Here is a 13,578-nt window from a genome sequence, read left to right as displayed (position 1 = left end):
TCACAGTCATTTGTCCTGTACAATCAGTAATAACTGCTGGGGATTGCTTATCCTTATCTTTTGACCCAGGGTGTTAAATCCAACCTATTGGTGCTGCTAAATATAAAACTATGCTTGTACACACTTCATGATGAATCCAGGCTTACAGTACCCAATATTTGGACCTGAAATACAGTGTCCACACTGTCGCCAGACCATTCCGGCGCTGACTTTGACTGATACTTACTTGTGCATACGGCACGGTGCTTTTGAAGCTAATCCCAAAACTGAGGAGTTAGTACATCTCCAGTCGGGTCGTCACTGGCGCAAATGGGGTAATGAATGGTATAGACAACATACTCATCCTGATGGCATACGCTTTGAAATTCATGAGGCGCTAGATAAGCTCTATACTCAGGGTTATCGTGCTACAAGAGTGATTATTGCCCGGCGTTATCAAGAGCTAATGAGTGGTTACTTGGAGCGAAGTAGTTCTTGGCGGTCAGAACAACCGGAAACAGGTAATGCTCGATTGTATGGTTTACCAGTGGAGTTTGGACCAGATCCGCTTGATGAGCCATGCTGGGATGTGATTAACTTTGATTTGGATAAGGAACCAGGCGCTCCCGTGCGTTACCCCTATTTCCGACTGTTTGAGTAAGCTGTCGTGCAGCTCGTCTCTCACCTAACCTGATTAGGTGAGTCATTATTCCGTCCTCAAATCCCTAAACTATGCCAAACTATGCATCATGTTTCTATTAGAACGGGTAATATTCATCGGGCAATCGCATTTTATCAAGAACTAGGTTTTGTAGTTGGCACTCGCTTCACGACAGGTTATACTTTAGCTTGTTGGTTGGAGGGATTAGATAGTCGCATCGAATTGATTCAAATTCCTCAACCCAAACCCGCACCGGATGCTTTTACGGATGAAAATTATGTGGGTTATTATCATCTTTCCTTTGATCTCACTTCCCGAGTGTCAGATTTATCTGCTTGGCTGTTAGAATTGCAACAGAAAATGTCTTTGGTTTTGGAACTATCACCCCTGAAAGTTCTTTTAGAACCTACTCAACAACAAATAGGCGATCGCATTTTAGAGGTAACTTTTATTGCTGACATGGATAATTTACCATTAGAGTTTATCCGTTTTTTGCCAAATAGTTTAAGCGTAGAGAATAAAGGTTAAATACTACGAATAGTATATTTAGTGATATGTTTTAAAATGTATGCTTGCGATTTTTGCCTTTTACCGGTCTCGTTTATTCTTACTGTTATTTATATTATCATTCTCCCTTACCCTAGGACTGTATTTGGGAGATATATTCCATATTCCCCTGGGGTTTATGGAACCGAAATCAGAAACCTACCAAGCAAGATTAGAAAAAATACCCCCACAAGCACTGGAAATAAATAATCGTAGAATGGTTGGCAACGTCCAAAAAATAGTTCTATCCAACGGGTTAACAGTATTAACCAGAGAAGTACACAGCGCTCCAGTTGTGACAGTACAAGTTTGGTATAATGTAGGTTCATCCCAGGATAGTTCAGGGATGAGTGGGATTGCTCATCAACTAGAGCATATAATGTTTAAAGGTACAAAAAAACGTCCCATACAATTTTCTAAAATATTTAACAGGTTAGGTAGTAACTCAAATGCATTTACCAGTTATGAACAAACAGCATACTATCATACTGTATACAAAAATCAACTACAAGCATTACTGGAATTAGAAGCGGATAGAATGGCGAATCTGCTAATTGATAGTCAAGATTTAGCCAGCGAAAAGCAAGTAGTAATTTCCGAATTAGAAGGTTATGAAAACCGTCCCAAATACCGTCTCAAAAGGGCTGTAATGCGGTCCATATTTCCCCATCATGGTTATGGGTTACCCACGGGTGGCACTAAAAGCGATGTAGTCAATTTGACCGTTGAGCAGCTCAGGGAACATTATGAAAAACACTATCATCCCAACCATGCTATTTTAGTAATTGTGGGAGACTTTACCACCAGCAAAACCTTGCAAACTGTTAAAGAAATATTTGGTAAAATTCCCCCGAGTCAACAATTACCCTCATTTCCCCCTTCTCCTGTTTTCCAACCTTCCAGTTCACCGATAATTCTGCGGGAACCCGGGGGGAGAAAACTTTTGCAAGTAATTTATCCACTTCCCGATTTGCATCATCCAGATATTCCTGCTTTGGGAGTAATGGACTATATTCTGACTGGGGGAAAAAATTCCCATCTTTATCAAACGTTGGTCTCCTCTGGTTTGGTTACAGACCTTTCTGCTCGTGTTGTGAGCTTGCGACAAGGTGGTTGGTATGATTTATCGGTGATTCCTGCACCAGATCAAGATTTACAAACCGTATACTCCACTATTAAAAGCGCAATCACCAAACTTGTTCAAACAGGTATTAAAAACCAAGATATAGAACGAGCTAAAAGACAAATCATAGCATCAGTAATTTTCAACAGACAAGATGTAACTAGTCAAGCCATGCAATTGGCTAATGACCAGCTAATTGCTAATGATTACGAATATACAGAAAAATATTTAGAAGGAGTTAGTCAAGTAAATGCGAATCAGGTTATTAATGTTACAAAAAAATACTTAACTAAAAGTGCAGTAATTGGTTTTTTTGTACCTGATCAAAACACCTCAAATAGTTCTTATCAAACTCCGGGTGTGAAAACTGAGGAATTCTTAGAACAGGTACCATTAGAACACTTAAACAGTAGAGAGCAAGTGAGTGATGCTGAGGTAACCAAGTATTTACCATCTAGCAATAACAGTGAGATTCCCATAGTGAGAGCTATAATTCCCCAAAAGTTAAAGCTAAATAATGGTTTAAAGGTACTATTATTAGCAGACAGGAGCACTCCTACAATTACAGTAAGTGGATATATTCAGGGTGGCAAAGAATTTGACCAAGCACAAAAAGCTGGCTTAGCATCCTTGGTAGCAGATAGCTTGATGAATGGAACCACAACGCAAAGTATGTCTGTGATTGCAGAAACCTTAGACAGTAGAGGAGCGAGTTTAGAATTTACTGTATTTAGGGAGGGAGTCCGATTACTAGGAAAAAGTCTGAGAGAAGACTTAGCCATATTGTTACATACTGTTGCTGACGTAGTCAAAAATAGTAACTTTCCCGCCAAAGAGTTAGAAATCAGTCGTCAAAAGGCCATAACTGAGCTAAAGTCAGACTTACAAGATGCTGATGAAGTAGCAAACCGCAAATTTATCCAGGCACTCTATCCGTCAAATCATCCATTACACATCTTTCCCACCTTAGAAAGTATACAAAAACTGAGCAGGGAGGATACGTTGAATTTTAGACAAATGTATTATCGTCCAGATAATATGGTTTTAGCAATAGTAGGTGATTTTGAACTTGCAAGAGTTAAATCACTATTAGAAATGGAGTTTGCCAATTGGCGAGTTGGTGGGAAAGCACCAGCAGTACAATATCCACAAGTAGCAAGAAAAAAACGAGGTTTCCAGATTAATTACCCATTACTAGGGAAGTCACAAACCGTCACCTATATGGGAAATCTGGGTGTAAAACGTCAAGATCTAAGATTTTACTCAGCTTTAGTATTAAATCAAATTTTGACAGGGGATACGGTATCTGGTAAGCTGAGTTCACGAATAAGAGACGAATTAGGCTTGACATATCGCATTTATAGTAATTTTCAAGGGGGAAAAAACTCAGGGACTTTTATTATAGAAATACAAACTAGTTCCCAACATACTCAGCAGGCCATATTGAAAACTCGTGAAATTCTGCAAGACATATATCAAACCGGAGTTACCAATGAGGAAGTAGCAGTTGCAAAACACTCCTTGGTCAGTAGTTATAATCTTTCCCTCGCTAAACCCCAGGAATTAACTACCAGAATTTTAATGAACGAATTTTTTGGACTTGAGCAGGTGGAACTACAAACTTTCCCATCAAAGATCCAAAAAGTTACCAGGGATCAGGTCAATCAGTTAGCACGTCAGATTCTCAATCCTGATCAACTTACAGTAGTTACAACAGGAGACATTAAAAGCTTGTCGCAATAGGTTTTAATTAATAATTAACCGTGTCACACTTCCTAACCTCGAATTACCGTAATATTTCTCCCCTGGGGACTAATTGCCATTTCCGTGGTTGTTCTTTCGCTTATAGGTAGTAAATTAGGACGACGGTCAAAAATCACCAACCATCCCGTGGGCAAATTTAATCCTGATAAGTATTTATCCAACTGTTGCAGTCCCTTTTTTAATGGGTCTGAGCTACCTTTTCTCCACACCTTTAATTCCATTGCTAATACTTCTTTCCCATAACGTAAACATATATCCATTCTTCCCGAACCAATAGCATATTCTCTGTCTAAAGTTCCCCCTCCATTTACCACTCGATGTAAAAATGCCATTAATACTAAATGGGGTGCTATTTCTGGATAGGCGGCGCTTTTTTGTAGTGGTTCTCCATGCTGGCGCCAAAAGTCTAAAAATGCCTCTAGCAGAGCTGGAATATTCAATAGACCTGTAGTTGTTAACCAGGTGGGTTGGATCATGGGTAAACTGTCTTGAGTTCCCCGGGATAACATACGAGGAATTACCTCTTGATAAATAGGATTGGCAATTTTTAATCCCCCTTCTTGACTACGTATAACTAATCCTAAATCGATTAAATAACGCCGGTCGTCTTCGGGAGTATTGGGCAATTCTTCCCCCGCTAAAATAGGTTCTATGATTGCTTGAACCCGGTTTTCTCTCAATCTTTCTGCTAGACTATCTAGGTGGGTATCTTGTCTTTGAATTAGGATTTCCTTGGCTTGATCAATCAGGTCTATAGTAATAGGAATCTGGGGATCTGTGGTTAAATATTCTGTAGTTTGACGAGCTAGAGCATTAACTAACCAGGGTTGACCTTGAGTCAAATAATAAGCACGGTGAACAGCTTCTGGTGTGAATATCTGTCCCGTAGCTTGGGTGTGTTGTTGATAGAGGTTAGTTACATCTTTTAAACTGAAGTTATTTAGGGTCAGGGATTCTACTTTAATATTAAAAGGACTGGCAGTATTTAATTTATCACTACCTCCAGATGCAACTTTATAATCCCGCACATCCCTCATACCAATTAGGGCTACACACTGGGGAAATCCTTTGGGACGACGGGGAAAACCATCCCTCAATTGACGTAACATACTAATCAATGTTTCGCCCTGGAGAGAGTCAATTTCATCAATGAATACTACCAGTGGACGAGGTGATATTTCTGCCCAAGTGGTTAAAGCAGCATTTATTCGCTGTCCGGGTGATGCTGCTGGCCATGTGGGTGGTTCCAGGTCTTGCGGTAACCAGAATCTTGCTGCTTGTTGCCAAGCACCTAAAATTGCCTGTTCAGCAACATCCGGTTGATGATTAAAAGCACTACCTATCTCTACCGATACCATCACTGCCGTATATTCCCCACTAGCAGTTAACTCCTGGGCCAGGTTTAACATGGCTGTGGTTTTTCCTGTTTGTCTCGGTGCGTGGATGACAAAATAGTTTTGTTGGTCAATTAACCGCTTTAACTGTGGTAGTCTTTCCATTGTGGGGAGCATATAGTGTATATCTGATTTACACGGACCTGCTGTGTTAAACCATTTAGTCACTTTGTTCATTGTTTTAGTTTGGTGATATAGAAAATTTCTCTTAACCTCGAATTACCGTAATATTTCTCCCCTAATCACTTAACTGTTTACCATGAGCACTAAACTGAGCATTTCTGAGGGAGTGGACGGTAAGACTTGCATCTTGTACCCAATACTGCTTACCAAACCTAACCACTTGACGGTAACTTCCCGCTTGAACAATTCCAATCACAGGAACTTTGGCTTTATCTTTATCCCCCGATTGTTCTTTTAAAATAGAGCGTAAATGATGTTGAGTATCAATACTACTGGCTTCGTGGGGATTTAATTCCACTACTACCATCTGAATTTTCTCTACCTGCTCTGCATCTTCCACCAGCAATTGGGTCTGTTCATCCCGTTTATCTACCTTCCCCCACACAATTAATCTGGCATCAATTTCTAGTATTCCATTAATCCGCTCATAGGTTTTGGGAAACACAACTGCTTCTGAGGTTGTGGTTAAATCCTCAATTTGCAAAATTGCCATTTGCTCCCCTTTTTTGGTCATCACTTTTTTGACGTGGTTCAGCATCACCACTACACAAACTAGGTTTTTATCCTTTTGCTCTCCTAAATCGACAAGATTAATGGGCGCTAATAAAGATGAAGATTGTTTAATATTTTTTAAAGGATGGGCTGATACATAAAAACCTAATAATTCTTTTTCCATTCGCAGTTTTTCCTGGGGGGGATAGTCTGACACTGGGTCGGCTTTAGGTATGGACTTAAATCCATTTTTACTACTTGTGGACACGTTACTAATGCCAGTACCCATGAAGTCAAATAGGTTTCCTTGACCAATAGCTCTATCTTTAGCACGGGATTGGGCCCATTCATATACTAATTCTAAATCTTTAACTAATTGATGGCGGTTCGACTCTATTTTATCAAATGCTCCACATTGAATTAATGACTCTAGGGTGCGACGATTGACAACCCGTAAATCAATGCGATCGCAAAAGTCACCTAGAGATGTAAATTCTCCTCCTTGTTGACGAGCATCCAAGATACCAGCGATCGCATTTTGTCCCACATTACGCACTGCGGAAAATCCAAATAATATCTTCTGATCTGCTGGTGTAAAATCTAACCCAGAACGATTAATATCTGGTGGATCAATTTCAATCCCCATGTTATTACAATTGTTGAGATATTTCTGAACTTTGTCCGTATCCCCACTGTTAGCTGTTAACAGTGCTGCCATATATTCCAAGGGATAATTAGCTTTTAAGTATGCTGTTTGGTAAGTGACATAACCATAGGCGGTAGAGTGAGATTTATTGAAACAGTTGGAAGCAACCAAGCCATTTTTGATGATAAAATTGTGGTCTTTGGCAACTCCAATGTCATAAACATCCGCTTTTCCTAAATATCGGCGAGAAACTATTTTCACCATAATCCTAAAGGAGAAAGTTGTGGTACTATCTGGTATTATAAAGTGAATCTATAATAACCAACAATGCTATCAGTTAGAGATGCGGAATCTACTATTTTAAATGCAGTAAAACCACTAGACAACCAAAGAGATATAGAGTACATAGACTTATTGACCGCAAATGGACGAATTTTAGCCAGTCCCGTGGTTAGTTCTCGGGGTTTCCCCCATTGGGACCATGCCCTAATGGATGGTTATGCAGTGCGTTATCATGATGTACAGCATGCCAGGGCAGATAAACCAGTTATTTTGCAAGTTGTAGCGGAAATTAGAACTGGTGATGAACCTTCTGTAACCCTTGAATCGGGACAAGCTGTAAGAATTTTTACCGGTGCTATGATACCAAAGGGTGCTGACACGGTAATCATGCAAGAAAAAACCCACCGTCAGGAAAACCGGGTTTTAGTGTTCATTGCACCCCAATCCCATGAGTTTGTCATCCATCAAGGGGAATTTTACCAAGCAGGAAATGATCTTTTACCTTCCGGAATCGTCTTGAGTGCTACGGAAATTGCCCTTTTAGCTGCTGCTGGTAGGGAAAAAGTCAGTGTTTTTCGCAATATACGAGTAGCTATTTTTTCCACAGGCAATGAGTTGGTAACATTGGAGGAGCTACCAAAACCTGGACAGATATTTGATTCTAACCAGTATGCTCTGGCTACCTTGATGCGCCAGTTGGGGGCTGAAGTGTTATTATTAGGGATCGTACCAGATGATCCCATCGCCCTAGAACAAACCATAGATTACGCAATTACCAGTGCAGATATTGTAATTTCCACTGGGGGGGTATCTGTAGGTGACTATGATTATATATACAGAACGTTAGCTTCTTTGGGGGCAACAATTCATTTTAACAGAGTTAAAATGCGTCCTGGAAAACCACTAACCTTTGCTACTTTCCCAAATGAAGGACTAAACTATGCGGGAATCGACAAATTACAGAAATTATATTTTGGTTTACCAGGGAATCCTGGATCCGTTTTAGTGACTTGTTGGCGGTTTGTGCAGCCAGCGGTCAGAAAAATGTCGGGAATGGCTAGGGGGTGGGAGGGGAAATTACTCAAGGTAAAATCCTCGTCAGAATTACAATCCAATGGCAAAATGGAAACTTATATTCAGGGCGAGTTGAAGCTGAGAAATGGTGAATGTGAGTTTCGCCAAGCTGAGGGTAAACACAGCTCAGCAAACTTGGTCAACTTAGCTCAAACTAACGCTTTGGCAATCTTACCCGTGGGTAAAACCATTGTCCATCCGGGGGAGGAGGTTTGGACTTTGATGGTAAAAGAGTTTTAAAATTGGGGGGATGGTCCGTCCCTAAACCCCTACTTTTTCCTTTTGTGGGACCACATAAGGTTTTTCTGCTCCTTGAGCTAAATAAACAGCTAATTGACTTTCAATTTGATCTCGAACAATTTGGCGGTATTCCAAGAAATGTTCGTTGTGGGCGCAAGTTGCCAAATAATGTTCTGCCACCTGGGGATTATGTTTGATAATGCTAAATAGATGATGCCAAAATTTCCACCGGGTTTCTCTTTTAATTCCCTGTCTCCAAATAACTATTAACAGGGCTTTTACGATTACCCAATCAGGCATTTTGAAGGGAGCTTTCCACTTGGGTGAACCCATGAGTAGAAAACACCTATAGGTACGATCTAAATACTTAATGGGATCATATAAGGCGCAAAAAGCATCAACATATTCCTTGGCAATGTCCTCCAAAGGACGGGTGGGGATAAAGTTCATTAAAGTTGTCTGATTAATATTCCCATCCTGATTTTCCCTTAGTCTTCCTTCCTTTTGTAACCGATGCCATAATGCAGTGTTTGGCAATGCTTGTAACATGGCAAAGGTGGTGGAGGGAATGGCAGCTTGCTCTGCAAATCTGACAATGCGATCGCCTGCACCTTTTTGTTCCCCATCAAAACCAATAATAAAGCCTGCCATGGGTCGCAGTCCCGTCTTAATAATAGTTTGTACCGATTCTGCTAGGGAACTGCGGGTATTTTGAAATTTTTTGGTTAGTTGTAAACTATCTTCATCGGGGGTTTCAATGCCCAAAAATACTGCGGCAAAACCAGACTCAACCATCAATTCCATTAATTCGGGATCTTGGGCTAAATCTATAGATGCTTCCGTGTCAAACCGGAAAGGATACTCATGTTCTGCCATCCAAACCTTTAACTCTTTAAGCAATAATTTAACATTACGTTTATTGCCAATAAAGTTATCGTCAACCATGAATATACCACGCCGCCAACCTAACCGATAAAGACAATCCAACTCAGCTAAAAGTTGTTCTGGAGTTTTAGTTCTGGGTTTTCTGCCATAGAGGACAATAATGTCACAAAACTCGCATTGAAAAGGGCAACCTCGAGAAAACTGCACTGACATCATGTCATAGGCACTAAAGTCTAGCAAATCAAATCGAGGAATTGGTGTGCTTGTGACATCTGGTTTTTCCGTAGCCCGAAAAATGCCCGATTTCTGACCGCTTTCTATGGCGGTGACAAACATGGGTAGGGTAATTTCCCCCTCATCCAAAATCAGAAAATCCGCTCCCGCTTCTTGTACCTCTTGGGGTGTGGATGTGGGGTAGGGCCCACCTAAGGCCACTAATTTACCACGACGTTTTGCTTCGCGTACCTGATCTAACAGGTCTTGTTTTTGGACAATCATAGCTGAGAAAATAACCACATCAGCCCATGCCCATTCCTCTTCTGTAGCGGGACGAATGTTACGGTCTACTAGCTTAAACTCCCATTCCTGGGGTAAAATAGCAGCTACTGTAATGAGGCCTAAAGGTGGTAGTAGGACTTTTCTATCTACCAGGTCGAGGATTTTTTCATAGGACCAGAAGGTTTTGGGAAATATGGGATAAACCAGTAGGACACGCATAACATCACCCCTCACGAAACTTATCTTCAGTTACTTAATTATATGGCATAATCTTAATTGTATGGCATAATATGGTACTATATTACATGACTAGAACTAAACCTGAGTAGGGAGACAGAATTATTTGTAGGATGGGTCGAGGAACGAGACCCATGCGGGCGTTGGGTTTCATACTTCAACCCAACCTACGTTCATCTTATATTTAATTCCACCCACTTAAACCTCATTTCTTATTAATAGTGATAACTAAATTCTAGTTGGCCATTCCAAACAGCTACGTTCAGTCTATTCAAAACACTTGACGAGGTGTTTGGCAGTTTTGTTCCCCTCTATCAAGAGTGCTATCCTCTTTAAACGGAAAAAGTATCAATAAGATCTAAGCCAAAAACAGCTATGAGCGATCAAAGTCCCTACGAAAATCTTGGGGTGTCAAAAGATGCTAGTTTCGATGAGATTCAAAATGCTCGAAATCGCCTGTTAGAACAGTATGGTAGTGATAATAGGATTCGGGAAATTGTTGAAGCAGCTTATGATGCAATTCTAATGGAGCGTCTGCGAATGCGTCAGGAGGGCAAAATTAAGGTTCCTGAAGGAATTCGCTTTCCTGAAATGCGAATGCCATCCCCCCAAAAACAAGTTGTTAACCCCAGCGCTTACTCCCCGTCTTGGCTACAAAGATTTTGGGATCAGCCCAGTGTCTCCGACATACTATGGCCAGCAGGTTCTTATTTAGGGTTAATTTCTATCAGTATGTTCGTCGACTATAATACAGCACAAGTATTACAGTTAACATTACTTGTGGGGTTAGTTCTAAGTATTTATTTCATTAATCGCAAGGAAAACAAATTTCTGAGGGCGGTTTTGTTGACATTGGTAACTCTGGTACTGGGTTTAATGATGGGAGGTCTGATAGCTGGGGGAATACCATTGGATAGCCTGTCAATTTTAGGAAAGTCAATTTCTCCTAACCAGTTCTCGGCTGTGCTAACATTTATTTTAATGTGGTTTGTTAGTAGCTTTCTCCGTTAACTTCCAATTTCTTTTCCCTTAACCTATGGGATAAACCAACTCCCTGACTCTGGAAGCTGAATCCTGGTTCAATGCCACCCTGGCTAAAACCTGAGATTCAGTGGTAGTCAGTTGGGAAATGACCTGCTTTAAGGGTGCGATCGCCTGGGGATTAGTACTCAGTTCGTCTATTCCCAAACCTATAAGAATAGGTGCAACTGCGGTTTCAGCGGCAATTTCACCGCATAGTCCGACCCAAATATTGGCTGCGTGCCCGGCTTCTACCGTTTGTTGAATCATCCGCAGCACGGCTGGCTGTAAGGCATCAGTTAAATTTGCTACTTTAGGATTAGTGCGATCGCATGCCATAACATATTGACTCAGATCATTTGTACCAATACTAAAAAAGTCTACTTCTTTGGCCAGGTGATCGGCAATAGCTACAGCGGCTGGGGTTTCAATCATAACTCCTACGGGCAGTTTGGCATCAAACTCCATACCATCTTTTTTAAGCTCTGCCATGGATTGGTTTAAAATTGATTTAGCGGCACGTAACTCAGTTAAAGTACTAATCATAGGCCACATAACTTTAATGTGGTGTTTAGCGCTGGCTCGTAAAATAGCTCTTAATTGAGTTTTGAGTAAATAGGGATGTTCCAAACAAAATCTAATGCCGCGCACACCCAAAAAGGGATTAGTTTCCTGGAGAGTAGAGCCCAGATAGGGTATTTGTTTATCTCCTCCCACATCCAAAGTGCGGATAATCAATGGAAGTTCCCCTAAAGTTTGGGCAATATCCTGATAAACTTGTAACTGTTCTTCCTCCGTGGGTGGTTTAATCTGTTCCAAATATAAAAATTCTGTTCGTAGCAGACCCACACCTTCTGCACCATAGCCAACAGCAGCTTTAGCATCAGCCACACTGCCAATATTGGCGAATACATGAATTCTTTGACCATCGCGGGTAGTTGCGGGTTGGTGGGCCTTCTTTCTAGCTTCAGCTTGATTAGTTTGCCAGACTTGACGTTTATTTTCTAGAGCAGTCAATACAGATCCCTCTGGTTCTATCCACACCCTACCACCTTCACCATCCAGAGCAATTACAGCACCATTTTCCACGGTCAAAACCTGGGAATCCACACCAACCACTGCAGGAATACCCAAAGTTCGGGCAATAATAGCACTATGAGAAGTAGCACTACCAGCAGTCATACAAATCCCCAATACCTTGCGAGGATCCAACCTAGCTGTATCCGAGGGAGTTAAATCCGTCCCCACTACAATTGATGGTTCCAAGATATGTAATTCCGTGGGCAAATTACCCAGCAGAATTCTCAATACCCTTCTTCCCACATCTACCACATCATCCACTCTCTCCTTCAAATAAGCATCTTCCAGTTGGCGATAGGAGTTGGTTACCTCTTCCACTACCGCTTGCCATGCCGCCTCAGCGTTTAATCTATCTTCTATAATATACCTACGAACAGCATCTAACATTACTGGATCTGCCAGAAATAAAAGATGAGCATCAAATATTGCCGCCTCCGCATCACCTATTTGCACCGATGCGTGGGAAAGCAACATCGTAATCTCCTGTTTCGCCCTTTGGATAGCATGTTGTAGTCTTTGCCACTCAATTTCCACATTCTCTATGTGGTATTCCGTAATAGACACAGGAGCTAATTGATAATGAACTACAGGAGCGATCGCAATGCCAGGAGAAGCGGCGATTCCCGTAAATTGACCAGGATTGTCGGGGAGGGGGGAGATGGGGTGGGTTGGCAATTCCAGAACAGCATCTTGCTCTCCGAAATTATGGATAATTAAGGACTGTAGAGCTGTAATTGCCTCCTGAGCATCCCTACCCCTAGCAGTAATTAATAATTCATGTCCTTGACGTACGCCCAGGGTAGCAACTTGGTTAATACTATCACCTCTAACTGCTTCCGTATTTCTAGTTAAATTCTGCACCTGAATTTTCGCTTCAAAACGGCAGGCTGTAGCGACAAACTGAGCTGCAGGTCGAGCATGTAGACCAAGACGGTTTTTGATTTGAATGCGAAGTTCCTCTGTGGGAACAGTACCGTCAATATTGTTAGAATCGTTATGTAAGGGATGAGCGATTAAATTTAATTGATGAGATTTAGCCAGCAAAGCACCTTGAGCTTCCCTTAGAACCTCCTGAACATTTTTGCCAGTACTAGCAGCAACAGTAGCAGCAATAGCACCTTCCACCAAGGGAGCATCACACAAATAGATTTTATCCCGTTGTGCTGGTGGTAAAAACTCCAATGCCATTTCTGCACTCATAAGAGCGCTACCCAAATCCATCAATACAATGACCCCATCCTCAGAGAATACAGAAGAGATGGCTTGATAAACCTGAATTGGATCTGTACCCAATGGGTTTGTGGGGTCATCCACACCCGCTGCGACAGCAAGGGAAATTTTTCCCTGTACCATTTGTGCAGCTAGTTCTTGTGCTCCTAGAGCTAATTGTTTGCTGTGGGAAACAATAACAATACCAACCACTGTCACACCTTTAGCAGTTACCCATTCAATTATGAATCGAAGTTATAGAAAA

General features: G+C 41.3%; 9 protein-coding genes. 5 read left to right on the top strand and 4 right to left on the bottom strand.

Translation table 11 applies throughout. The features are described 5' to 3' along the window. The first annotated feature begins 127 nt into the window (after positions 1 to 127). From ASL19_RS01170 to ASL19_RS01160, 3 genes are all read left to right on the top strand, one after another. Positions 128 to 640, top strand: coding sequence for a TIGR02652 family protein (locus ASL19_RS01170; RefSeq protein WP_057176955.1), 513 nt, complete (start codon positions 128 to 130; stop codon positions 638 to 640). Between the two features lie 81 nt (positions 641 to 721). Continuing rightward, positions 722 to 1,168 carry a VOC family protein gene (locus tag ASL19_RS01165; protein WP_057176954.1) on the top strand — a complete coding sequence of 149 codons (447 nt, stop codon included), beginning with the start codon at positions 722 to 724 and terminating at the stop codon, positions 1,166 to 1,168. Positions 1,169 to 1,208: 40 nt separating this feature from the next. Continuing rightward, on the top strand, positions 1,209 to 4,052 hold the full coding sequence (locus ASL19_RS01160; RefSeq protein ID WP_057176953.1) for a pitrilysin family protein: 2,844 nt from the start codon (positions 1,209 to 1,211) through the stop codon (positions 4,050 to 4,052). A 32-nt stretch (positions 4,053 to 4,084) separates the two neighbouring features. Here the strand turns inward: ASL19_RS01160 and ASL19_RS01155 are convergent, their stop codons facing one another. Together ASL19_RS01155 and ASL19_RS01150 are read right to left on the bottom strand one after the other, a co-directional pair. After that, positions 4,085 to 5,635, bottom strand: coding sequence for an AAA family ATPase (locus tag ASL19_RS01155; RefSeq protein ID WP_057176998.1), 1,551 nt, complete (start codon positions 5,633 to 5,635; stop codon positions 4,085 to 4,087). A gap of 70 nt (positions 5,636 to 5,705) precedes the next feature. Then, entirely contained in the window at positions 5,706 to 7,052 is a 1,347-nt protein-coding gene (locus ASL19_RS01150; RefSeq protein ID WP_006276122.1) for a trans-splicing intein-formed DNA polymerase III subunit alpha C-terminal partner DnaE-C, read from the bottom strand. A gap of 63 nt (positions 7,053 to 7,115) precedes the next feature. On the opposite strand from ASL19_RS01150, the gene glp reads away from it, so the two are divergent. After that, positions 7,116 to 8,384 carry a gephyrin-like molybdotransferase Glp gene (gene glp / locus ASL19_RS01145; protein WP_057176952.1) on the top strand — a complete coding sequence of 423 codons (1,269 nt, stop codon included), beginning with the start codon at positions 7,116 to 7,118 and terminating at the stop codon, positions 8,382 to 8,384. A 21-nt stretch (positions 8,385 to 8,405) separates the two neighbouring features. On the opposite strand, the gene ASL19_RS01140 is transcribed toward glp, so the two are convergent. Continuing rightward, on the bottom strand, positions 8,406 to 9,986 hold the full coding sequence (locus ASL19_RS01140; protein WP_006276124.1) for a B12-binding domain-containing radical SAM protein: 1,581 nt from the start codon (positions 9,984 to 9,986) through the stop codon (positions 8,406 to 8,408). Between the two features lie 393 nt (positions 9,987 to 10,379). Here ASL19_RS01140 and ASL19_RS01135 point away from each other — a divergent pair, with 393 nt between their 5' ends. Next, on the top strand, positions 10,380 to 11,015 hold the full coding sequence (locus ASL19_RS01135; RefSeq protein WP_057176951.1) for a CPP1-like family protein: 636 nt from the start codon (positions 10,380 to 10,382) through the stop codon (positions 11,013 to 11,015). Between the two features lie 18 nt (positions 11,016 to 11,033). Here the strand turns inward: ASL19_RS01135 and ptsP are convergent, their stop codons facing one another. Continuing rightward, complete coding sequence (ptsP, locus tag ASL19_RS01130) at positions 11,034 to 13,532, bottom strand: phosphoenolpyruvate--protein phosphotransferase (protein ID WP_057176950.1); 2,499 nt, start codon at positions 13,530 to 13,532, stop codon at positions 11,034 to 11,036. Between the last annotated feature and the right edge of the window lie 46 nt (positions 13,533 to 13,578).

Origin of the sequence: Cylindrospermopsis sp. CR12, assembly GCF_001432185.1 — a bacterium.
Taxonomy (GTDB): domain Bacteria; phylum Cyanobacteriota; class Cyanobacteriia; order Cyanobacteriales; family Nostocaceae; genus Raphidiopsis; species Raphidiopsis raciborskii.
Note: the sequence above shows the minus strand (reverse complement) of the source record. Positions and strands in the feature narration are given on the sequence as shown.

Excerpts from the sequence above, each read along its gene's own strand:
- ASL19_RS01170 (WP_057176955.1), top strand. The coding sequence starts at position 128 with ATGATGAATCCAGGCTTACAGTACCCAATATTTGGACCTGAAATACAG.
- ASL19_RS01165 (WP_057176954.1), top strand. The coding sequence starts at position 722 with ATGCATCATGTTTCTATTAGAACGGGTAATATTCATCGGGCAATCGCA.
- ASL19_RS01160 (WP_057176953.1), top strand. The coding sequence starts at position 1,209 with ATGCTTGCGATTTTTGCCTTTTACCGGTCTCGTTTATTCTTACTGTTA.
- ASL19_RS01150 (WP_006276122.1), bottom strand. The coding sequence starts at position 7,052 with ATGGTGAAAATAGTTTCTCGCCGATATTTAGGAAAAGCGGATGTTTAT.
- glp (WP_057176952.1), top strand. The coding sequence starts at position 7,116 with ATGCTATCAGTTAGAGATGCGGAATCTACTATTTTAAATGCAGTAAAA.
- ASL19_RS01140 (WP_006276124.1), bottom strand. The coding sequence starts at position 9,986 with ATGCGTGTCCTACTGGTTTATCCCATATTTCCCAAAACCTTCTGGTCC.
- ASL19_RS01135 (WP_057176951.1), top strand. The coding sequence starts at position 10,380 with ATGAGCGATCAAAGTCCCTACGAAAATCTTGGGGTGTCAAAAGATGCT.